Annotated in this window: 22 protein-coding genes; 19 read left to right on the forward strand and 3 right to left on the reverse strand. The window is 71.0% G+C overall.

What is annotated here, in order from left to right:
* Nucleotides 1-6: 6 nt before the first annotated feature.
* The 3 genes from R9Z33_RS16455 to R9Z33_RS16465 all read right to left on the reverse strand — a co-directional run bounded on the left by R9Z33_RS16455 (nucleotide 7) and on the right by R9Z33_RS16465 (nucleotide 2,164).
* Nucleotides 7-783 (reverse strand): alpha/beta fold hydrolase, encoded by a 777-nt coding sequence (locus R9Z33_RS16455; RefSeq protein WP_318647652.1) that lies wholly within the window; start codon nucleotides 781-783, stop codon nucleotides 7-9.
* A 158-nt stretch (nucleotides 784-941) separates the two neighbouring features.
* Nucleotides 942-1,781, reverse strand: coding sequence for a DUF3489 domain-containing protein (locus tag R9Z33_RS16460; protein ID WP_318647653.1), 840 nt, complete (start codon nucleotides 1,779-1,781; stop codon nucleotides 942-944).
* Between the two features lie 95 nt (nucleotides 1,782-1,876).
* Nucleotides 1,877-2,164: a hypothetical protein gene (locus R9Z33_RS16465; protein ID WP_318647654.1), complete on the reverse strand. Its 288-nt coding sequence runs from the start codon at nucleotides 2,162-2,164 to the stop codon at nucleotides 1,877-1,879.
* Between the two features lie 76 nt (nucleotides 2,165-2,240).
* On the opposite strand from R9Z33_RS16465, the gene R9Z33_RS16470 reads away from it, so the two are divergent.
* The 19 genes from R9Z33_RS16470 (at nucleotide 2,241) to R9Z33_RS16560 (ending at nucleotide 20,163) form a co-directional block, all read left to right on the forward strand.
* Entirely contained in the window at nucleotides 2,241-2,843 is a 603-nt protein-coding gene (locus R9Z33_RS16470; RefSeq protein WP_318647655.1) for an elements of external origin, read from the forward strand.
* Complete coding sequence (locus tag R9Z33_RS16475; protein ID WP_318647656.1) at nucleotides 2,840-4,813, forward strand: phage terminase large subunit family protein; 1,974 nt, start codon at nucleotides 2,840-2,842, stop codon at nucleotides 4,811-4,813. Before R9Z33_RS16470 ends, R9Z33_RS16475 begins: the two co-directional genes overlap by 4 nt.
* Before the next feature lie 12 nt (nucleotides 4,814-4,825).
* Nucleotides 4,826-5,062, forward strand: coding sequence for a phage head-tail joining protein (locus R9Z33_RS16480; protein WP_318647657.1), 237 nt, complete (start codon nucleotides 4,826-4,828; stop codon nucleotides 5,060-5,062).
* Nucleotides 5,062-6,567, forward strand: a complete 1,506-nt coding sequence (locus tag R9Z33_RS16485) for a phage portal protein (RefSeq protein WP_318647658.1) — start codon at nucleotides 5,062-5,064, stop codon at nucleotides 6,565-6,567. The genes R9Z33_RS16480 and R9Z33_RS16485 overlap by 1 nt, the downstream gene beginning before the upstream one ends.
* 47 nt (nucleotides 6,568-6,614) lie before the next feature.
* Nucleotides 6,615-8,051 (forward strand): hypothetical protein, encoded by a 1,437-nt coding sequence (locus tag R9Z33_RS16490; protein ID WP_318647659.1) that lies wholly within the window; start codon nucleotides 6,615-6,617, stop codon nucleotides 8,049-8,051.
* 16 nt (nucleotides 8,052-8,067) lie between these two features.
* A complete protein-coding gene (locus tag R9Z33_RS16495; RefSeq protein WP_318647660.1) occupies nucleotides 8,068-10,170 on the forward strand; it encodes a prohead protease/major capsid protein fusion protein in 2,103 nt (700 codons plus the stop codon).
* Nucleotides 10,171-10,261: 91 nt separating this feature from the next.
* Nucleotides 10,262-10,609, forward strand: a complete 348-nt coding sequence (locus tag R9Z33_RS16500) for a DUF2190 family protein (RefSeq protein ID WP_318647661.1) — start codon at nucleotides 10,262-10,264, stop codon at nucleotides 10,607-10,609.
* Nucleotides 10,606-11,259, forward strand: coding sequence for a structural protein (locus R9Z33_RS16505; RefSeq protein ID WP_318647662.1), 654 nt, complete (start codon nucleotides 10,606-10,608; stop codon nucleotides 11,257-11,259). The genes R9Z33_RS16500 and R9Z33_RS16505 overlap by 4 nt, the downstream gene beginning before the upstream one ends.
* On the forward strand, nucleotides 11,256-11,564 hold the full coding sequence (locus tag R9Z33_RS16510) for a head-tail joining protein (RefSeq protein WP_318647663.1): 309 nt from the start codon (nucleotides 11,256-11,258) through the stop codon (nucleotides 11,562-11,564). The genes R9Z33_RS16505 and R9Z33_RS16510 overlap by 4 nt, the downstream gene beginning before the upstream one ends.
* Nucleotides 11,565-11,574: 10 nt before the next feature.
* Nucleotides 11,575-11,874 (forward strand): hypothetical protein, encoded by a 300-nt coding sequence (locus R9Z33_RS16515; protein WP_092963389.1) that lies wholly within the window; start codon nucleotides 11,575-11,577, stop codon nucleotides 11,872-11,874.
* Between the two features lie 3 nt (nucleotides 11,875-11,877).
* Nucleotides 11,878-12,603 carry a DUF6441 family protein gene (locus R9Z33_RS16520; RefSeq protein ID WP_318647664.1) on the forward strand — a complete coding sequence of 242 codons (726 nt, stop codon included), beginning with the start codon at nucleotides 11,878-11,880 and terminating at the stop codon, nucleotides 12,601-12,603.
* Nucleotides 12,600-12,728 carry a hypothetical protein gene (locus tag R9Z33_RS16525; RefSeq protein WP_318647665.1) on the forward strand — a complete coding sequence of 43 codons (129 nt, stop codon included), beginning with the start codon at nucleotides 12,600-12,602 and terminating at the stop codon, nucleotides 12,726-12,728. Before R9Z33_RS16520 ends, R9Z33_RS16525 begins: the two co-directional genes overlap by 4 nt.
* Nucleotides 12,725-13,171, forward strand: coding sequence for a hypothetical protein (locus R9Z33_RS16530; protein WP_318647666.1), 447 nt, complete (start codon nucleotides 12,725-12,727; stop codon nucleotides 13,169-13,171). Before R9Z33_RS16525 ends, R9Z33_RS16530 begins: the two co-directional genes overlap by 4 nt.
* A 21-nt stretch (nucleotides 13,172-13,192) precedes the next feature.
* Nucleotides 13,193-14,146: a phage tail tube protein gene (locus tag R9Z33_RS16535; protein ID WP_318647667.1), complete on the forward strand. Its 954-nt coding sequence runs from the start codon at nucleotides 13,193-13,195 to the stop codon at nucleotides 14,144-14,146.
* 377 nt (nucleotides 14,147-14,523) lie between these two features.
* Complete coding sequence (locus R9Z33_RS16540) at nucleotides 14,524-16,299, forward strand: amidohydrolase (protein WP_318647668.1); 1,776 nt, start codon at nucleotides 14,524-14,526, stop codon at nucleotides 16,297-16,299.
* Between the two features lie 283 nt (nucleotides 16,300-16,582).
* Nucleotides 16,583-16,960: a hypothetical protein gene (locus R9Z33_RS16545; protein ID WP_318647669.1), complete on the forward strand. Its 378-nt coding sequence runs from the start codon at nucleotides 16,583-16,585 to the stop codon at nucleotides 16,958-16,960.
* Between the two features lie 77 nt (nucleotides 16,961-17,037).
* Nucleotides 17,038-17,277, forward strand: a complete 240-nt coding sequence (locus R9Z33_RS16550; RefSeq protein ID WP_318647670.1) for a hypothetical protein — start codon at nucleotides 17,038-17,040, stop codon at nucleotides 17,275-17,277.
* 29 nt (nucleotides 17,278-17,306) lie between these two features.
* Nucleotides 17,307-19,460: a tape measure protein gene (locus R9Z33_RS16555; protein WP_318647671.1), complete on the forward strand. Its 2,154-nt coding sequence runs from the start codon at nucleotides 17,307-17,309 to the stop codon at nucleotides 19,458-19,460.
* Between the two features lie 16 nt (nucleotides 19,461-19,476).
* Complete coding sequence (locus R9Z33_RS16560; RefSeq protein ID WP_318647672.1) at nucleotides 19,477-20,163, forward strand: hypothetical protein; 687 nt, start codon at nucleotides 19,477-19,479, stop codon at nucleotides 20,161-20,163.
* The last annotated feature ends 1 nt before the right edge of the window (nucleotide 20,164 follow it).

Below are 20,164 nucleotides of genomic sequence, written 5' to 3' on the forward strand. Positions count from 1 at the left end.
GCCTTGCTAACCGGTGCTGTCCAAGATCAGTCCCGTCGTCTCGCCCGGCTTGTCCCAATGCGGGAAGTGCCCGCAGCCCTCGAACCAGTGAAGTCGGGCATCCGGGAACAGTGCCTTGGCGCGGCCTGCCTGGATCGGCAAGCACACACGGTCCTGTCGGCCCCAACCGATCACCAACCTGCCAGGAAGGGATCCCGGTGCCGCGCCCTCTTGGGCTGGTCCATAAGCGAGGCTGCGCAGCAACTCGTCGAAGGAGGGCGCCGCTGCGTAGCTGCGCATTTCCTCGAGTGTCACCACTGGCGAGAGGCGCCATGGCCGCGGCGAGAATTGCGGGAACAGCAGCGTCCGGCCAATCGCGCTGCCGGTGATGGCCGGCATGATCGGCTGCAGCAGCCGGACCAGCCGTATCGACACCGCGATCGAGGTGTAGAAGAACCGGCGCTCCCATCCCTGCCAAAAGCCGCCGGGGTTGAGCGAAACGGTGGACCCCACCACGCGGCGCCGCGCGAGCTCCAGCACGAGCCGCGCGCCCATCGAACTACCAACGACATCGACCCCAGTCAGGCCCTCGGCGGCAAGGAACTCGGTGACCGCCCGGGCGAGCGTGTCGATGGACACCTCACCCTGCAAAGGCGGGCTCTCGCCAAATCCGGGGAGATCGACCGCAATGACCTCTCGCTCGCGGGCAAGGTCATGGAGGATTGGGCTCCAGGATCGCCATGAGCCGCCCAGCCCGTGGATCAGCAGCAGGGGCCTTCCCCGGCCAAGCCGGACGGCGTGCATGGCACTCAACTGCTGTACGCGATGCGCACAGCGATTACATTCTTGGACGGCATTGAGCGGCTTCCTTGTCGGAGACAAATCTTAACGCCGGCCGGGACCTGAACGTTGCCCGGCCGGCCAAGATGTTGGCTGCGGCGGCGTGGGGCGCCGCACCCTACTCAGCCTCCGATGCGGTAGACCGTGTAGGATCCGCGGGCGCCTTCCTTGTTCGGGCCGACCTGGCGGACCCGCTCCATCACCTCGACCGCGTGGCCCTTCTTCTTCAGCCCGGCGAAGAAGCCGCGGACCGTGTTGCTGTTCCACCCCGTGGCCTCAGCGATCTGCGCGACGGTGGCACCCTCGGGGCGACGGAGCATCGCCAGCACCTGCTCCTGCTTCGTGCCCTCGCGTGGCTTGCGCGGCGTGTTGGCGTCCCGCGGGGCGCGGGTGGGCTTGCCCGCGAGCGTGGCGCGCAGGGTCGCGATCGGCGCGTCCAGGGCGCCGATCAGGTCGCCATCATGCGTCCCGAAGCGAGCGGCCTGGTCGTCCCAGGCCGCGAGGATGGCCGCGGCGGTGTCGCGCAGGTTGGCGCGTGGGGTGGCGACGCGTGCCGCGAGGGCCTGGTCGAGCAGGGCGATCTCCTCCGTCAGGGGCGCGGCCTGGGCGGCTTCGGCGACCGTGGCGTCCTGTGCGGCGCGCTCCGCGTGCGGCGCCACCGTCGGCGCCGTGTCGCGCTCGCCGGCCACCGCGTCGCCCTCATTCGGGTCGATGCCGATGGCGCGCAGCCCCTCGTCGGTGATGCGCGCCACGATCCAGGTGCCGTCGTCATCCTGCCGCCAGCCCAGCCCGACATGCTCGCGCGGGGCGTTGATCTCGGTGAGCAGGTTGTTCTTGATCAGGCTGCGGAACACCGCGTTGCGGGCCGCGGCCGGCAGGGTCTTCGGCGCGCGGGCCAGGCCCATCTCGTGCTGCGCGGCGGCGCTGAGGATCACGCGCTGGCTGTCGGAAAGCTTGGTCATCGTGTTGGTCTCCGGCTCCGGGTGCCGGTCATCGGCCCCTACTGCCGAGAGCCCCGCCGGCGTCGCCGGTCGGGGCGGTACGGGAGTGGCCCGCGTTAGGCGGCGTATTCGCCGCGGCGGAAATGCTGGTCCGCGATGTCCTTCAGCTTCGCAGTGGCATCGGAAAGCCAGGCTGCTTCGCCCCAAAGCACCGTCTCGGGGTCCGCGCCGAAATGGTCTTCGCTGGCCTGGGTGAGTTCCGTGAGGAGGGCGTCGAATTCGGCCTTCTTGGCCAGGAAGGCGGCCAGGCTGTTTTCCTGGTTGCGGGCGGCGCGGGCGGTGCGGTCGGTCATGCTCGTCTCCGTCGTGGTGCAGGGCGTGATGCGCTGCGTGTGACGGACCATTCGCGCTCTGCCGCGCGTGAGCCAAGCGCATCTCGCGCTCATGGAATTGCTATGATCGGAGGGGTTCGATCACATCATGATCGCAGCCGCTTCCGATGCGCTGGTCCCCTCGCAGCGCGAGGTGGCGCGCCGGCTCGGCATCTCGCACACCGCGCTGCAGAAGGCCGCCCAGTCCGGCCGCATTGCGCAGGAGCCGGGTGGCGGCTGGGATGTCGAGAAGGTTCGCGCCAGGCTCGCGGCCAGCAGCGATCCGGCGCGCAAGACGGCGGCGATGGTGGCGCCGGTGCCGGCACCGCCTTCGCCTTCGCCTTCGCCACCCCCGACCCCGCCTCGGCCAGCCTTCGTCGCGCCACCCCTGCCAGAGCCGCTGCCAACCCCCTCCGCCGGCGGCAGCAGCTTCCACAATGCGCGCACCGCCAACGAGATGCTCAAGGCGCAGGAGCGTAAGCTCCGGCTCGATGAGCGTCGCGGCCAGCTGGTCGAAAAGGCTCGCGCGCTCATGCTCGTGCACCGGCTGGCCAAGGAGGAGCGCGATGCCATCCTCGCCTGGCCGGCCCGGATCGCCGCTGAACTGGCGGCGGAACTCGGCGTCGATGCCCACCGGCTGCAGACACTGATGGATGCCAGGCTCCGGCAATACCTGGCCGAGCGCAACGACGTCCGCGTGGCGGTCGCATGATGACCGGCGAACAGATCATCGGCGAGCTCGGCAACTTCGACGGTGCCGCCGAGATCCTGCAGGCGTGGCGCGATGGTATGGCGCCCGAGCCTGCACTGCTGGTCTCGGACTGGGCCGACAAGCACCGCATGCTCGGCTCCCGCGGCAGCGCCGAACCGGGACCATGGCGCACCAACCGCACGCCCTATCTGCGCGACGTCATGGACGCGCTTTCGCCGGCACATCCGGCACGACGCGTGGTCTTCATGAAAGGGGCGCAGGTCGGCGGCACGGAATGCGGCAATAACTGGATCGGCTACGTCATCCACCACGCGCCGGGCCCCATGCTCGCGGTGCAGCCGACCACCGAACTGGCCAAGCGCTTCTCCGATCAGCGCATTGACCCGCTGGTGGAGGAGACGCCGGCCATCCGGCAGCGCGTCGCGCCAGCGCGCTCCAGGGATAGCGGCAATCGCCAGCTATCGAAGGAGTTCCCCGGTGGCCAGTTGGTGATGACCGGCGCCAACAGCGCGGTGGGCCTGCGCTCCATGTCGGCGCGCTTCCTATTCCTGGACGAGGTCGACGCCTACCCCGGCGACGTCGAGGGCGAGGGCGATCCCGTCGCCCTGGCCGAGGCACGGGCGCGGACCTTCGGCTGGCGCCGCAAGACGCTGCTGGTCTCGACGCCCACCATCTCGGGCCTGTCGCGCATCGAGCGCGAGTATCTGGCCAGCGACCAGCGGCGGTTCTTTCTCCCCTGCCCGCACTGCGCCGCGATGCAATGGCTGCGCTTCGAGCGGCTGGTCTGGGACAAGGGTGAGCCCGACACCGCCCGCTATCTCTGTGAAGCCTGCGACGGCGCCATCGGCGAGCAGCATAAGACGGTGATGCTGGCCGGCGGCGAGTGGCGCCCCACCGCCATCCCGCAGGATCCGCATGCGATCGGCTTCCACATCTCGGCGCTCTACTCCCCGGTCGGCTGGTTCTCCTGGTCGCAGGCGGTGCGGGATTGGGAGGCGGCGCAGGGCGACGACCGCGCCATCAAGACATTCCGGAACACAGTCCTCGGCGAAACCTGGCAGGAGAGCGGCGAGGCGCCGGATTGGCAGCGGCTCTATGACCGGCGGGAGGAATGGGACCCCGGCACGGTGGCAGCCGAGGGGCTGCTGCTGACGGCCGGCGTCGACGTGCAGCGCGATCGCCTCGAGGCCAGCATCTGGGCCTGGGCGCAGGATCGCCAGTCCTGGCTGATCGAGCACCGCATCCTGGTGGGCAATCCCTTTGAGGCCGCGGTTTGGGACGAGCTGCGCGGCCTGCTTGGCGAAACCTGGCGCCATGCGTCCGGCCATCGGCTCGGCCTCGCCATGACGGCGATCGACAGCGGCGACGGCATGACCACCGCCGAGGTGTACAGCTTCGTGCGCCGCGCCGGCGCCGGCCGGGCCATTGCCGTGAAAGGCCAGGACGGGCTGCGGGCCGCGATCGGCCAGCCTTCGGCCACCGAGGTGCGGCGGAACGGGCGCAAGCTGGGTGGGCTGAAGGTCTGGCCGGTCGGCTCGTCCTTCTTAAAGGGCGAGACCTATGGTTGGCTGAAGCTGGAACGGCCCACCGCGGAGAGCGGCGATCCGTTCCCGCCCGGCTTTGTCCACCTGCCGCTGCACGCGGCAGGGGAGGAATTCTGCCGGCAGCTCACCGCCGAGCAGTTCGTCGCCCGCGCCGGCCGCAACGGCTTTCGCCGGCTTGAATGGGTCAAGACCAGGGAACGCAACGAGGCGCTGGACTGCCGGGTCTACGCCCGTGCCGCGGCGGCCGCGCTTGGCATGGATGGCTGGGGTGACGGCCGCTGGGCACGGATGGCCGATGCGCTGTCGCTGCCAGCAGGCGAGATTCCCACCGGAGGGAATGTCGCTCATCCATCGCCGCCACAGGTCGCGACTGACACCCAACGCCCGCGTGGCTGGCTCGCGCCGCGTAGCGGCTGGCTTCGCTGAAGGAGGGACGTGATGAACCCGACCGTCCTCGCCTGGGCGTTGGCGCAGCCCGCCGGCACGCGCGCCGCGGTCCTGGCGTCTGCCTTCACCGGCGGCACCACGCGCGTGACCTTCGACGGCCGCACGGTGGAATACCGCTCGCCGGATGAGCTCGGCCGCGCGCTATCGGTGCTCCACGCCGCCGAGAACACTGCGGCCCGCCGCCCCAGCGTGACCTTCGCCAGCTTCTCCCGCGAGGGAAGCAGGTGATGGGCCGCCTTCGCGATGCCTGGCACGCGCTGCGCGGCTATGCCGCGGCGCAGGACAGCCGCGCCTCGAGCTGGGCCGCGTCCGGCGGCAGTGCCACGGCCGAGGTTGGCGCCGCCGCGCCCACGGTGGCGCGGCGCGCCCGCGATGCTGTCCGCAACGACCCATACGCCGCCCGCATCGTCGATCTCTGGACCGGCAACGCGGTGGGCGCAGGCATCACTACCCGCTGGCCCGACAAGCCCCATGCCGAGGCTTGGCGCCGCTGGTCCGACAGCACTGCTTGCGACGCCGAGGGCCGGCTCGATCTCTATGGCCTGCAGGCGCTGGTCATGCGGGCGGTGGTGGAGAGCGGGGAATGCTTCGTCCGCCTCCTGCCGGCTGAGATCACGCCGGCGAACCCGATCGGCCTGCGCCTGCAGGTGCTGGAGAGCGACCACCTCGACGCGGCACGCCAGGGCGTCATCGAGGGCGTCCCCACGCTGCAGGGCATCGGCCTCGGCGAGGCCGGTGAGCCGGTTGGCTACTGGCTGCACCGCGTGCATCCCGGTGCCTCCTGGGTGCTGCCGGGCGGCGCCACCTGGTTGAGCAGCCAGCGCGTACCTGCCCGCGACGTGCTGCACATCTACCGCAAGCGCCGCCCCGGCCAGTTGCGCGACGTGTCCTGGCTGGCGCCGGTGCTGACGCGCCTGCGGGATCTCGGCGACTACGAGGCTGCGCTCCTTATGAAGGCCAAGATCGAGGCCTGCCTCGCCGCGGTGGTCTCGGAGGATGGCGACGATGCCATGACCGGCCCGGCATCCGGCCTGCTGCGCGACGCCCAGGGCCGCACGGTGGAGAGCTTCGAGCCGGGGATGATCCTGTATCGCCGCGGCATGGGATCCGTGGAGGTGGTGAACCCTTCGGGTGGCGGCAGCCATGCCGCCTTCGCGCGCCGGGCGCTCGAGGCGTCGGCGGTCGGCACCGGCCTCACCTATGACCAGGTGGCCGGCGACCTCACCCAGGCCAACTACTCGTCCCTCCGCGCCGGAAAGATCGAGTTCCGTCGCCTCTGCGAGCAGGTCCAGTACGGCATGCTGATCCCGATGCTGGTGCGGCCCATCGCCGACCGCTTCCATGCGCAGGGTGCACTGCTCGGGCTGTGGCGTGCGGAGGTGCCGGACGGCCTGTCCCACGTCCCGCCCGCCCACGAGATGATCGACCCGCTCAAGGACACCACGGCGCTGATCGCCCAGGTCCGCGCCGGCTTCGTGCCGCAGCCTGAGGCGGTCGGTGCCTTCGGCTACGACTTCCGCCAGGTGGTCGAGATGATCCGCGAGGCCAATGCCCTGCTCGACGAGGCCGGGCTCTCCCTCGACAGCGATCCTCGCCGCGTCGCCAAGTCCGGCGCGGCCCAGGACGCCGCCCAGCTGGCCGCCATCGAAATCGCCGCCACCGGTGCCGCCAGCCCGCGCGCTGATGCGCCGGCCGATGCGGGCGCCGCCCCCAATCCAGGAGCACCCTCATGATCCCAGGCGGCTATGACTGGGCCGACGACATGCTCAAAGTCAAAAGCATGCGCCGGCGCTTCCGCGACAACTTTGGCGGCGACGTCCTCAACCCGACCCGCTGGGAGGTGCTGTCCACCGGCAGTGGCATGACCCTCACGGTGGCGAACGGCACCGCACAGATCTCCACCGGCACCACGCTGGATGACGAGCTGATCCTGCTCAGCCGCCAGAGCTTCATGCTGCCGCTGCGCGCGATGGTCGCGCTGAACCTCAGCCAGCGCATCGCCGGCCAGACCGCCTGGCTGGAACTCGTCAGCGTCACGCCCGAGACGAGCGTGCCCGACGAGCGCAACATCGTCGCTTGGCGCCTGGATGGCGTCAGCGCCACCCTTGCCAATTACGAGGTGGGCAGCGACGGGGCCCCTCGGCTTGGCACTGCCTCGGGCGTCACCATCCCCACCACGGCCCCGGCCGGCTGGTCGGTGCTGGAGCTCGAGCCCAACAGCGATGAATGCTACTTCCACGGCCGCGCGCTCGATGGCACCGGCCTGCGGGCCAATTCCTACGCTCGCCAGCAGCAGCTGCCCGACCCCTCGGCACTGTATCGCTTTCGCGTGCGGGTGCGGAACCGGCAGGTCTTCCACGGCATCTCCGCGGTGGCCAACAACGGCAGCAGCGCGGTGCGCATCACCCGAGCCGCGCATGGCTACGCGACCTCAGATTCCGTGACGGTGGCCAACGTCGCCGGCGTGCCGGGGGCGAACGGCACCTTCACCATCACGGTGATCGACGCGAACAACTTTGATCTGGTCGGCTCCAGCTTCACCGGCGCCTACGTCAACACCGGCTGGGCGACGATCAGCCGCAACCTGGCGCCGGCCTCCAACACCGATCTCCGGCTGCAATTCGTCTCGATCTCCGACTATGCCGAGCTCACCACCGCGATCACCGCAGGCCGCGCCAATGCCGTCGCCGGCCAGGGGATCGGCGTGAACGTGCTGACCGCCGCGGCCCCCGCGCTCAGCGTCGTCGGCGGCCAGGCGCGCAACACGGCCGGCGCCGTGCCGGTGCTGGCGGCAACCGGCTACTCCGCCAACCCGGTGGCGGTGACCACGGCGCGCGGTGTCGACCTGCTGGCCACGCTGATCGGCGCGATCGTCACCAAGCCCTATGCCATTCCGGAGGCAGACTGGACCTATGCGGGGCCGGTGGCCGGCATCGCGACCGGCAGCGACACCGCCGTGCAGGCCGCAGGTGGCGCCGGCATTCGCCGCTACGTGACGGGGATGCAGGTGCAGAACGCCAGCGCCACGGCCACGGAGTTCCAGATCCGCGACGGCACCACGCCGGTCTGGCGCGCGCTGCTGCCGGCCAATCTCAGCCCCACCAACATCGACTTTCCGACCCCACTGCGCACCACGGCCAATGCCGCGCTGAACATCCAGGCGGTTACCGCCGGCGCGGTGGTGATCGCCAACCTCCAGGGCTTCACGGCGCCCTAAGCCCAGGACCTTTCGCATGACAGAGCCGATCGAACCGGGCGGGGAGACCCCCGCGCCGGATCCCGACGCTACGCCCGATCGAGTTCCCATCGCTGGGCAGTCGATCGTGGCCTGCCGCGCGCTGGCCGCGCCGGTCACCGTCAATCGCGCGGCCCGCACCGTCGAGGTGGTGTGGAGCACCGGCGCCCGGGCCCGCAACTTCGTCCCGCCGCTCGGTCCCATCATCGAGGAGCTCGACATGCGCCCGGAGGCGGTACGCATGGACGCGCTGCGCTCGGGCCGCGCGCCTGTGCTGGACACCCATCGCCGCGCCGGCACACGTGATGTTCTGGGCCGTGTCACCGCCGCCCGCCTTGAGGCTGGCCGCGGCTACGCCACGCTGCAGTTCAGCGGCGCCGATGACGTCGAGCCAGTCTGGCAGCGTGTCGCCGATGGCACGCTGCAGTCTGTGAGCGTTGGCTATCGCGTGCACCGCTACGACCCGCGGCCCGACGCTGCCACCGGCCAGACCATCCACCGCGCCGTGGATTGGGAGCCCTACGAGATCTCGATCGTGCCCGTCCCGGTGGACGGCCTGGCCGTGATCCGTGGCGAGGAGCCGCAGGGCACTCCCGCCACTGCCATCGAACCCGCCCTGACAGAGGAACCCACCATGACCGAGACGACGCCGGCTTCGCCGGATCCCGCGCCGGCGCCGCCTGCGCCGCCCATCGCACCCACGCCCCAGGAGAACCCCGTGACCACCACCGCCCCGCCCGAGCCGACCCGCGCAGCCCCGCCCGCGCCCGACCTCGACGCCATCCGCGCCGAGGCGGACCGCGCCGCCGTCGAGCGCATCGCCGCCTATGAGCCGGTGCTGGCCGGCGCCCGCGGCCTGGTGACCCCCGACATGCTCGACGCCATGCGCGAAGCCGCCATTCGCGACCGCATCTCCCCCGAGGTGCTGCGCGGCCGCCTGTGGGACGCCTTCGCCAGCCAGGGCCCGCGCCCCTCTCTGCCGGCGCGCCCCGAGACCGGCCCCGGCCAGGACGACCCGGCCAGCCTGCTCGACGCCATGGCCGAGGCGCTCGCCGCCCGCTCCATGCCCGGCTACCAGGCGCCCAGCACGGGCCCCGGCGCCGGCCGCCACGTCGAATTCATGGGCTGGCGCCCCTCCGACATGATGGGCGAACTGCTCCGCGCCCGCGGCGAGCGCAACATCCCCCGCAACCCGACCATCCTGGCCGAGCGCGCCTTCCACACCACCAGCGACTTCCCCGCGCTGCTCTCGGCCGCGGCCAACAAGATGCTGCTCGCGGCCTATGCCCCGGCGCAGCCGACCTATCGCACGCTGTTCCTCCGCCGCGATTTTCGGGACTTCAAGCCGCACCGCCACCTGCGCGTGGGGGATTTCCCCAACCTCGTGGCGCTGTCGGAGAACGGCGAGATCCAGGCCGGCACTATGTCCGAGAGCCAGGAGCTTGTGTTCCTGCAGACCTTCGCGCGGCGCATCCGCGTCACGCGGCAGATGCTGGTCAACGACGACCTCGGCGCCTTCACCGACTTCGCCAGCATGATCGGCCGGCGCGTCGCCGATTTCGAGAACGCCACGGCCTATGCGCTGGTGAACAGCGCCACCGGTGACGGCCCGACCCTGGTCACCGGCGCGGCCCCGGTCTTTGCCACCGGTGCCGCCCGGCTGAACAAGGCCAGTGCCGGCACGCTGCTCGACCTGGGCAATCTCGCGCTCGGCCGTGCGGCGGTGATGCGCCAGCGGACGCTGGACGGCCTGCCCATCGCGGTGGGCTCGCAGATGCGGCTGCTGGTCGGGCCGAACCAGGAGCTTGCCGCGCGGCAGCTCACGGTGTCGGTGCAGGCGACGCAGACCAGCAACGCCAACGTCTATGCGGGCTTCGTGCAGCCGCTGGTCGAGCCACTGATCCCCGCCAACCGCTGGTACCTGTTCTCCGATCCCTTCGCGGCGCCGGTCTACGTCTACGGCTACCTCAACGGAGCCGAGGGGCCGCAGGTCACCACGGGCAATGTCCAGGGCGTGGATGGCGTCGAGGTCTCGGTGATCTTCGACTTCGGCGTCGGCGCCATCGACTGGCGCGGCGCCTGGTTCAACCCGGGCACCTGATCCCCGCCTTCACCCGTCAGCCCAACCATCATCAATCCATGCAGAGGGCGTCCTTCGGGACGCCTTCTGCGTTTCTGGAGACCTCATCCCCATGCGCAACTACGTCCAGCCGGGCAACAGCCTGGCCATCGCCGTTCCCTATGCCGGCGGCATCCTCTCCGGCCAGGGCGTCCTGGTCGGCGCGCTCTTCGGCGTCGCCGCGGTCGATGGCGCGCAGAACGCCATCATCGAGGCTGCCACCCAGGGCGTGTTCGACATCACGAAGGAACCGGCGCTCGCCATCACCGCCGGCGCCCGCGTCTTCTGGGACAACACCAACCGGCGCATCACCACCACTGCGGCGGGCAACTTCCAGGTCGGCATCGCCAGCCTGGCGGCGCTCGCCGCCGACACCACCGTCCGGGTGTGGCTCAACCGCGTGCCGGCGCTCGGCACGTGAGCCCGGTCCGCAAGGCGATGGATCCCAAGGCCACGCGGGGCTATCGCAACCGCAATCCGGGCAACATCGAGCACGTCCCAGCCAACAAATGGCAGGGGCTGGCGGATCCGCCCTCCGACGGGCGCTTCTGCCGCTTCACCAGCCATGAACTCGGCATCCGTGCGCTCGCCGCGCTGCTGGTCACCTATCAGGACCGGCACAAGCTGCGGACGCCTCGCGCGATCATCGAGCGCTGGGCGCCCAAGGTGGAGAACGACACCGCGGCGTATGTCGCGGTGGTGGCGCGGCGCATCGGCGTCGGGCCGGACGAGGCGATCGACCTGCATCGGCACGATCACCTGCGCCCGCTGGTCGAGGCCATCATCCACCACGAATGCGCCGGGCTGTCCTATCCGACCGCGGTGATCGATCGGGCCCTGACCCTGGCCGGGGTCCCGCCTGCGCCGCCGGTAACGCTGCGCGAGGTGGCCGCCATCACCGGCACCGGGCGTGGTGCTGTGCTGGTGGGCGCGGCGGGTATCGCCACCGCCGTGGCGCAGGCGGCGCCGGCCATCCAGGCGCTCGGCACGCTGGCGCCCGCCGTCGCCATCGCGGTCATCGTCGCCGCCGTGATGGGCGTCCTCGCCTGGCGCCTGCGGCGGCCGGCATGAGCGCCTTTGCCGCGGCCATGGACGCCCTGGCCGCGGATCCGAACATCGGTGCGGATGCGAGCTATCGCGCGGGCGGGACCGGGGCGCCGGTCCTGCTCCGCGTGGTCCGCTCGGCGCCGGATCGGCTCGGCGACGCCTTCGGCACCAGCGTGATCCAGGCGACCGACGTGCTGACCGTCGCCATCGCCGTGCTGCCCGCTGTGGATGCGGACGACACCTTCACGCTCGGCGCCGACACCCTGACCGTCCAGCACGCCGAGCGCGACGCCGCCGGCATCGCCTGGCGCGTCTTCTGCCGCCGATAGGAGCACCGCCATGATCGACCCCGAACGCATCGGCGGCATCGTCGGCGAGGCGCTGCTCGCCGGCGCCCTGGGTGCGCTCGGCGCCATGGCGCGCTTCTCCTCCACCGACCGGCCGCTCCTGACCCGCGCCTATCTGCTGCACGCCCTGGCCGGCGGTAGCCTCGGCACCGGCGCCTGGCTCATTGCCCATGCCTTCGAGCTCGACGGCTGGTGGCTCTTCGCGGTGGCGTGGCTGGCCGGCACGCTCGGCTACGCCGCTCTCCACGATCTGCTGCTGCGCATCCTCAGCCGCAAGTTCGGCGGGCGTTGATCCATGCGGCTTGGTGCCAGCATCGTCGGTGATCTTCGCAAGGTGCTGGCCGACGAGATCCGTGCCGGCGAGCGCGCGGCCATGACCGCCATCCGCGCCGAGACGGAGCAGGTGAAGGTCGAACTGCGGCGGCAGGTCACCACCGCCCTCAGCGGCAACGCGCGCGGCATCGCCAATGCCTGGCGGTCGATGATCTTCCCGCGGAGCGGGCAGTCGCTGCGGCCGGCGGGGTTGGTGTTCACCAAGGTGCCGAGCGTCATTGATGCCTTCGAGCGCGGGGCACTAATCCGGGCGAAAGGTGGCGGGAAGTTCCTCGCCATCCCGACCGGCTTCAACGCGGCCCGGGGGCGCCGGGGCCGCGGCGAAAAGGGCATGCGCGTCACGCCCGCGCAGATGGTCGCCTCCGGCCAGGCCTTCCTGCGGCCCTTCAAGTCCGGCCGGGGCTTTGTGTGGTGCCTGCCGTTGCGCCAGGGCGAGCAGACCGGGCGGCGGCGGCGGACCCGCCTCGTGGCGGGCGGCGTGACGGAAGTTGGCACGGCCAATCGCAAGGGCCGCGAGGCCTGGGCGCGCGGGCTGCTGGAGCAGGGGATGGTGCCGATGTTCCTGCTCCTGCCCCAGGTGAAGCTGGCCAAGCGGCTCGATGTGCGCGGTGCGGCGGAGCGCGGGCTGCGTCGCCTGCCGGGGCGCTTTGTCGCGGCGTGGGAACGCGAGAGCGGGAGGGCAGCATGACCATGCGCGCGCGCTTCCTCCTGCTGCTCGGGCTCGTCGTGCTGTCCTGGGCCGCCATTCCATTCGGTCTGGCGGTGACCTGGGTCGCCGGCCGCTTCTTCGCATCGATGCTGGGGTGGGCATGAGCGTCCGCGAGGCCGCGATCGCGGCGTTGCACAGCCGGCTCGCCACGTCCCTGGCCGTTCGGAATCCGGCACCGCTCGTGCTGCGCGGGGAAACCGTGCCGCAGCGCATCCCCGCCGGCGGGCTGGTGGTCGTTCGCGACGGCGAGGCGGTGGAGGAGACGCCCATCCTCTCCCCGCTCGCCTGGCAGATCGAGCATCGAGCCGAGGTCGAGGTCACTGTCGCCGGCGCCACGCCCGCCGCGCGCACCGCCCTGCTCGATGCGCTGCTGGTGGATGTTGCCGCGGCCGTTACCGCCAACCGCACTCTGAGTGGCGCCGTCGAATGGGCACAGCCCGGCAGTGCGTCCTTCGAGGATGTCGAGTTCGAGGGCGCTGCCGCGGCCCGCGCCGCCGCTATCCCCATCACGCTTTGGTTCACCGTCGCCGGCTCGCCGCTGGCCTGATCCCCTTCCAGGAGAAAGCCCATGCCCCGTGCCATCGGCGCGAATTGCCGTCTGCTCATGCTGCCCGAGACCACCTACGGCACCGCGCCCGGCAGCAACTGGCGGCGCATGCCGTTCCTGTCCTGCGACCTCGGCGCGGAGCAGCCACTGCTGGACGCCGATGTCATCGGCGTCGGCAGCAACCGCGATCCGGCCGCGCCTTTCCTGGACACGGTCACGGTCGCCGGCCAGGCGGTGGTGCCGGTGGACCTGATCAACATCGGCCACTGGCTGCGGCTGCTGCTGGGCCCGGCGACCACCACCGGCACCACCAACTTCATCCACACCTTTACCTCGGGCGCGGCGGCGCTGCCGAGCAACGCGATGGAGATCGGCTATCCCGACGTGCCGTCCTTCGACGTGTGCACCGGCATCCGTGCCGACACGCTGGAGATGGATTTTACGCCGACAGGCGCGGCGACGGCGACTTTCGGGCTGCTGGGTCAGGGGTCGGTGCGCACGGGCGCCACGTCAGGTGGCACGCCGACCAGCGCGACTTACACGGCCTTTAACAAGGCGCAAGGCAGCATCACCCGCAGCAGCGTGGCGCTGGCGCAGGTCACCGGCGCGCGGCTCACCTACGCCAACGGCATGGAGGCCGTGCGCACCATTCGCGCCGATCGCCGGGTCGAGGGCGTGGATCCCGGCATCGCCCGCTGCACGGGCCAGATCACAGTGCGCTTCGAGAATACGACGCTGCTCGCCCAGGCGCAGGCCGGCACGTCGGCGGAGTTCGCCCTGGCCTTCACCATCGATGCGAACCGCAGCCTGACGATCACGCTGCACGAGGTCTATCTCGCGCTGGCCAAGACGCCGATCGAGGGGCCGGCCGGGGTCGAGGCGAGCTTCGATTTCCGGGCCGCGTTCAACGCGACGGCCACGCGCATGATGACGGCGGTGCTGCGGAACCAGCAGGCGGGGACGGAGTATGCGTGAGCCAGGTAGACGGCGATGCAAGTCCACTCCGGACGAAATGCAGACGAAGGTTGGTTTTTCCTGGCCCGGACCTCTTGGGTCGTACCCGACACGGTCAACCATACGCGCGGGCACGCGTCCCGTTCCGCGTCTCGCCTCATCAGTCTGAACCGCCCGATCCGTCCTGCGCCCGGGCGCGCGATCGGCATGGCGTGCAACCTCGATCCATGCAGAATGGTCGCGTGGGTCCAACCTTCGGGTCACGCCCGGGAACCGACAGGCCGTGATCGACACGGATCTATGGCTTGCCAGGCGGAGGCAGTCAGATGTGCGTTATTTGCAACCCGGCCTTTGCGGAAGCCTTCAAGAGCAGCACGTTCCCCTCGCGCCGGCAGATCATGCGGTCGGCCGCCGCGGCAACGGCGGGCGCTTTCGTCTGCGAAGCGGCCACGCCCGGCACGGCGCAGGCCCAACAGTCGTCCTTCCAGGACTTGGCCGGCCGGTTCGAGTCCAGGAGCCTGCCGCAGGTCACGATCTTCCGCGCCAGGGAGATCATCACCCTCGATCCCGACAAGCCCTCCGCCACCGCCGTCGCGATTCTCGGCGATCGCATCGTCGCAGTCGGCTCGGTCGCGGAGTTGCAGGCGGCGGCAAACGGCCAGCCCTACCGGGTGGACGAGACCTTCGCGGATAAGGTGATCGCGCCCGGCCTGATCGCGCAGCACGACCATCCGCTGCTAACCGGCCTGACGATGGTCTCGGAGATCATCGCTATCGAGGACTGGGTGCTGCCCGCCGGCGTCGTGCCGGCCGCGAAGACCCCCGAGGCCTATCGCGCACGGCTGGCCGAGGCGAGCGCGAAGCTCCGTGATCCGGCCGCGTTGCTCGTAACCTGGGGCTATCACCCGCTGTTCCACGGAGCCCTGACCCGGGCCGATCTCGATCGGATCAGCACCGCGCGGCCGATCATCGTCTGGCACCGCTCCGCCCACGAATTCATCGTCAACGGCAAGGCGCTCGACACCTACGGCATTGATGCCGCCTTCGTCGCCGGCCTGTCGGAGGCTGCGCGGGCGCAATCCAACCTCGACGAGGGCCATTTCTGGGAAGGCGGCATGTTCGGCGTCATGCCGAAGCTGCTGCCCGCGATCGCGACGCCGGACCGGCTGCGGCGCGGCCTCGAATTCGTGGTGGGCTACTATCACGCCAATGGCGTGACGCTCGGCTGCGAGCCCGGCGGTCTCTTCTCGAAGCAGCTGCAGGACGCCCAGAACGCGGTGCTGTCGCGGCCCGACAGCCCCTTCCGCTTTTTCTTCATCCCGGACGGGAAGTCCATCATCGCGGCCTTCCCGGACACCGCGATCAGCGAGACGGAGAAAGTGCTGGGCTGGGGCGAGGGCATGACGGCCATGGTGCCGCGGGCGATCAAGCTGTTCGCTGACGGCGCCATCTATTCGCTCGCGATGCAGCTGCGCGACCCCTATATCGACGAGGGGCATGGCGAATGGATCATGCAGCCGGATGTCTTCGGGCGCGCTTTCAGGGTCTACTGGGACGCGGGCTACCAGATCCACGTCCACGTCAACGGCGACGCCGGCCTCGACATGGTGCTCGACACCGTCGAGACGAACATGCGCCGGCGCCCGCGCCACGACCACCGGACGCTCGCCATCCATCTCGCGGTCTCGCGGAAGGACCAGGTCGAGCGCATGAAGCGGCTCGGCGTGATCGTCAGCGCCAACCCCTACTACGTGCGCGCGCTGGCAGATGCCTATGCGCAGAAGGGCCTGGGGCCGGAGCGCGCCGACACCATGGTGCGGCTCGGCGACATCGAGCGCGCGGGCGTGTCCTATTCGCTCCACTCCGACATGCCGATGGCGCCCGGCCAGCCGCTGTTCTTGATGCATTGCGCGGTGAACCGCACAACGGAATCCGGGCGCGTCGCGGCGCCAGACCAGCGGGCCAGCCGGCTCGCGGCACTCCAGGGGATCACGCTCAACGCCGCGCATTCGCTGCGGATGGACGCCGAGATCGGCAGCATCGTGCCCGGCAAGCTTGCCAATTTCAGCATCCTTGAGGAGAACCCGCTGACGGTGGACGCGGCGCGGATCAAGGACATCGCGGTCTGGGGCACCGTCCATGAGGGCCGAGTGCTGCCGGTGCGGCGCGGCTGAGCCGCCCGCGCGGAATATCGGCCACGCCGGCCATGCCTCTGCCAGGCTAGCTCTGCATCGCATTGGCCTGCGGGCACCGGTTGCAAGGTGAGGGCAGGCCGCGCGTCGGCAAGCCAAGTCCCCTTCGGGTCGGATGCGGCCCTCTTCTCCCTCCTTGGCGACAGCTCCGATCTGCGCCGGAGGCGAGGATAATGATGGGGCCCGACAGGGCTATTCCATGCTCGCCACCAGGGCTTCGGGTTGGAGCGACTTACCCGCCAACTTCATGCAAATGGAGAACGTCATGCTCACCCTCGACCTCCCGGTCGAGCCGTACTGGCTCGACCTGCCCCGTGGCGTCCGCGTGGAGATCCGCCCCGTCACCACCGCTGTCATGGCCGCGGCGCAGGCTGGCTCCGCCCGCCGCCTCGGCGCGCTGCGAGCCTCCGAGGCCGACCTCGACCCCGACATGGCCCGCGGCCTCGCCTTCGCCTTCCTCGTCAAGGCGCTGGCCCGCCACGCCGTCACCGCCTGGGAGGGCGTTGGCGACGCCGCCGGCAAGCCGCTGCCGCTCTCGCCTGAGGCCGTCGAGCGCCTGATGGACATGGACGAGATGGCCGCCGCCTTCTGGGATCGCGCCACCGGCCCGGTCGCCGCCGTGGCGCTGGAGGGAAACGGCTAAGGGCCCGGGCCGAATGGCATTTCGGCCAGGGCCCTGACTACTGCCGCGGCTGTGCCGCCCTGGACCGCGACTGCGGCATGGCCTGCCCCTACGCCGCCCACGCTCCCGCCAGCGTTGAGGGCGCCGCCGTCTGGACCGCGGGCACCACCTGCGCCACTGCGACGATGACCGGCCTCGACCTCGACATGCCGGCCGCGCTCTCCACCGCCCGCGAGATGGGTGCTTCCGGCTGGGCCGCAGCCGAACTGCTGCTGGCCCTGCGCACGGGCCTCGCCGCCGGCAGCGCCGCGCGCCGCACGGATCCCCCCGGACCCTGACCATCCCACCGACGCAGGAGGCGTGACGCATGGCGGATAGCACGCGCCGCGTCTCGGTCCGGCTGTCGCTCGACGATGCCGCCCGGGTCAAGCAGGAACTGCGCGAGGTCGGCGAGACCGGCCAGCGGAGCCTGGAGCGCATCCAGGGCGGTGCCGATCGCGCCTCTCGCGCGCTGGACCTGCTCGACGTCGCCGTCCGCGGCGTGCAGATCGCCGGCCTTGCCGCCGGGCTGCGCGCCGTGGTGGTGGCCGGCGATGCACTCACTCAGTCCATGGGCCGGCTCAACACCGCGCTGGGCTCCGTCGAACGTGCCGGCGAGATCTACGACCGCCTGTATCGCGACAGCCTGCAGACTGGAGTGGCGGTGCGCGAGAGCGTGGACGCCTTCGCCCGCTTCTCGATCGCGGCCCGCGAGATCGGCGCCACCTCCGACCAGGTCGCCACCCTCGTCGGCGGCCTGCAGCGCATCGCCATCGCGTCGGGCGCCTCGCAGCAGGAAATCGCCTCCAGCACGCAGCAGCTCGCCCAGGCCCTGGCCTCGGGCACGCTGCAGGGTGATGAGCTGCGCTCGATCCTTGAAGGCCTGCCCACCCTGGCGCAGGCACTCGCCCGCGAGCTGGGCGTGTCCATCGGCGAGCTGCGCAAGCTCGGCTCCGAGGGCAAGCTCACCGCCGACACGGTGTTCCCCGCGCTGCTGCGCGCCGTCGAGCGGCTGAATGGCGAGTTCGAGCGCGCGCCGCTCTCCGTCGGACGTGCCTTTGGCCAGCTCACTGCCGCCGCCGACCAATTCCTCGCCCGACTGGACCAGGCGATCGGCCTGTCCAACGCGCTGGCCCGTGCGCTGTCCGGGGCCGCCCGCGTGCTGGACGGCGTGCGCCGCGGCTCCGGGCTGCTGCTGCCCTCCGAGCAGGAGGCGGACCGCCGCGCCCAGGCCGAGGCCCTGCGCGCGCAGATCGCCCGCCTCGAGGCCGAGAGCCAGGGCGACAGCCTGCGATCCCAGCCCCGGCGCGGCTCCATTCGCGGTGGGCTGGTCGGCACCGCCCAGCAGCAGGCCGGCGTCGATCGCGCCGCGCGCCTGGAGGAACTGCGACGGCAGTACACAGAACTCCAGGAGGAGATCACCCGCGGCGAGCAGGCCGCCGGTGAGCGCCAGCGCACCGAGCAGGAGGCGGCAGCCGGCCAGGCCGCCGAGGCCCGCCGCCGCCGGACCGCCGCGGATGCCGAGGAACTGCGCAAGGCACTCGACGACCGCTTCCGCATCAACAGCGAGTACGAGGACCGCGTCCGCCGACTGCGCGAGGCCGAGGCCGCGGGCGGCATCACCGCCGCCGATCGCACCCGCCTCGAAACCCTGGCGCTGCGCGAGCGCGACGAGGCACTGCGTCGCATCGAGGGTACCACCCGCCGCGTGGCCTCCATCCCGCGCCCCGACCGCGAGGCCGAGCGCGAGATCAACGACATCATCCGCGAGCGCGAGCGGCTGATCCAGAACAACGAGAACGCCCAGGAGCGCTACACGCGCCGCCTGGAAACCCTCGGCCGGCTGGTGGAGCGATCGGAGCGCATCGGCCAGCCCATCCCCGACGAGACGGTCTCGCGCGAGGCCAATGCCGCGCTGGAGGAGCTGGAGCGCAGCCAGCAGCGCGTCCAGCAGGCCACGGAGCGCACCAGCAACACGGCGCGGGAACTCGGCCTGACATTCTCCTCGGCCTTTGAGGACGCGATCATCAAGGGCGAGAGTTTTTCCAAGGTGCTGCAGGGCATCCTGCAGGACATCGCCCGCATCGTGGTCCGTCGCACGATCACCGAGCCGCTCGGCACGGCGGTGACCTCCAGCCTGGGCGGCTTTGACTTCGGCTCCATCTTTTCTGGCATCGGCTCTGCGCTGGGCGGGCTGTTCCGCGCCGAGGGCGGGCCGGTCGCGGGCGGCCAGCCCTATATCGTCGGCGAGCGCGGCCCCGAATGGTTCGTGCCGAGCTCCGCAGGCACCGTGCTGCCCAACGGCATGGCGCCAGGCGGGCCGGTGATCAACCAGAGCATCACCATTGACGCCCGCGGCGCCGATGCGGGCGTCGAGGCGCGGCTGCGCGTGCTCTCGGCGCAGATCGTCCGTCAGGCCAGTGCCGCCACGCTGGACGCCATCCGCCGCGGCGGCAGCGCCACCTCCATCGTGCGGGGCTAGGGCCCAGGAGGGCATCATGACGGAATACGCCTGGCCCAGCGTGCTGCGCCCGTCGCGGCTGAGCTTCTACCTCCAGCACAACACCTTGCGCTTTGTCTCGCCCGTGACCCGCGCCACGCAGGTGCTGCGGCGCGAGGGTGCGCGCTGGGTGGCGGAGGCGAGCTTTGAGCCGCTGGGGCGCGTGCAGTCCGGCGTAATGGACGGGCTGCTGGCCGCACTGGCGGGATCCGCCAACACGGTGCGCATCTGGGACTGGCGGCGGGAATACCGCACCGGCGATCCGCGCAGCCAGGGCGATGTTCCGACCGGGCCCTACAGCTTCTCGGACGCGACCATCTTCACCGACGGGACCGGGCTGGTGGTGGGCTCGGGCAATCCGTCGCTGGCGGCCGGCGCGCCACGCGGGGCGCTGTCCATCGTCACGCAGGGCTGGTGGCCCAGCACCGTGGCGGTCGGTGCCGGCGACTACATCGGCCTCGGCGGGCGGCTCTACATCGCCACTGCCGCGGTCGCCGCCTCCGGCGCCGGCACCGCCACCATTGCCATCGCGCCACCGCTGCGCGCCGCGGTGGTGGTGGGCGAGCCGCTGATCCTCTCACTGCCGAGCGTGCCGATGCGGCTGGTCTCGGATGACGAGGCGGCGAACCCGACGCGGCCGGGCCCCTTCGCCGCGGTCACCATTCGCATGGAGGAGGCGCTGTAGT

Origin of the sequence: Sediminicoccus rosea (genome assembly GCF_033547095.1) — a bacterium.
GTDB classification, from domain to species: Bacteria; Pseudomonadota; Alphaproteobacteria; order Acetobacterales; family Acetobacteraceae; genus Roseococcus; species Roseococcus rosea.

Excerpts from the sequence above, each read along its gene's own strand:
- R9Z33_RS16465 (WP_318647654.1), bottom strand. The coding sequence starts at position 2,164 with ATGGTCCGTCACACGCAGCGCATCACGCCCTGCACCACGACGGAGACG.
- R9Z33_RS16460 (WP_318647653.1), bottom strand. The coding sequence starts at position 1,781 with ATGACCAAGCTTTCCGACAGCCAGCGCGTGATCCTCAGCGCCGCCGCG.
- R9Z33_RS16540 (WP_318647668.1), top strand. The coding sequence starts at position 14,524 with ATGCGGTCGGCCGCCGCGGCAACGGCGGGCGCTTTCGTCTGCGAAGCG.
- R9Z33_RS16495 (WP_318647660.1), top strand. The coding sequence starts at position 8,068 with ATGACAGAGCCGATCGAACCGGGCGGGGAGACCCCCGCGCCGGATCCC.
- R9Z33_RS16475 (WP_318647656.1), top strand. The coding sequence starts at position 2,840 with ATGATGACCGGCGAACAGATCATCGGCGAGCTCGGCAACTTCGACGGT.
- R9Z33_RS16525 (WP_318647665.1), top strand. The coding sequence starts at position 12,600 with ATGACCATGCGCGCGCGCTTCCTCCTGCTGCTCGGGCTCGTCGTGCTG.
- R9Z33_RS16560 (WP_318647672.1), top strand. The coding sequence starts at position 19,477 with ATGACGGAATACGCCTGGCCCAGCGTGCTGCGCCCGTCGCGGCTGAGC.
- R9Z33_RS16500 (WP_318647661.1), top strand. The coding sequence starts at position 10,262 with ATGCGCAACTACGTCCAGCCGGGCAACAGCCTGGCCATCGCCGTTCCC.
- R9Z33_RS16530 (WP_318647666.1), top strand. The coding sequence starts at position 12,725 with ATGAGCGTCCGCGAGGCCGCGATCGCGGCGTTGCACAGCCGGCTCGCC.
- R9Z33_RS16480 (WP_318647657.1), top strand. The coding sequence starts at position 4,826 with ATGAACCCGACCGTCCTCGCCTGGGCGTTGGCGCAGCCCGCCGGCACG.
- R9Z33_RS16535 (WP_318647667.1), top strand. The coding sequence starts at position 13,193 with ATGCCCCGTGCCATCGGCGCGAATTGCCGTCTGCTCATGCTGCCCGAG.
- R9Z33_RS16550 (WP_318647670.1), top strand. The coding sequence starts at position 17,038 with ATGGCCTGCCCCTACGCCGCCCACGCTCCCGCCAGCGTTGAGGGCGCC.
- R9Z33_RS16490 (WP_318647659.1), top strand. The coding sequence starts at position 6,615 with ATGCGCCGGCGCTTCCGCGACAACTTTGGCGGCGACGTCCTCAACCCG.
- R9Z33_RS16485 (WP_318647658.1), top strand. The coding sequence starts at position 5,062 with ATGGGCCGCCTTCGCGATGCCTGGCACGCGCTGCGCGGCTATGCCGCG.
- R9Z33_RS16470 (WP_318647655.1), top strand. The coding sequence starts at position 2,241 with ATGATCGCAGCCGCTTCCGATGCGCTGGTCCCCTCGCAGCGCGAGGTG.
- R9Z33_RS16545 (WP_318647669.1), top strand. The coding sequence starts at position 16,583 with ATGCTCACCCTCGACCTCCCGGTCGAGCCGTACTGGCTCGACCTGCCC.
- R9Z33_RS16455 (WP_318647652.1), bottom strand. The coding sequence starts at position 783 with ATGCACGCCGTCCGGCTTGGCCGGGGAAGGCCCCTGCTGCTGATCCAC.
- R9Z33_RS16510 (WP_318647663.1), top strand. The coding sequence starts at position 11,256 with ATGAGCGCCTTTGCCGCGGCCATGGACGCCCTGGCCGCGGATCCGAAC.
- R9Z33_RS16555 (WP_318647671.1), top strand. The coding sequence starts at position 17,307 with ATGGCGGATAGCACGCGCCGCGTCTCGGTCCGGCTGTCGCTCGACGAT.
- R9Z33_RS16515 (WP_092963389.1), top strand. The coding sequence starts at position 11,575 with ATGATCGACCCCGAACGCATCGGCGGCATCGTCGGCGAGGCGCTGCTC.
- R9Z33_RS16520 (WP_318647664.1), top strand. The coding sequence starts at position 11,878 with ATGCGGCTTGGTGCCAGCATCGTCGGTGATCTTCGCAAGGTGCTGGCC.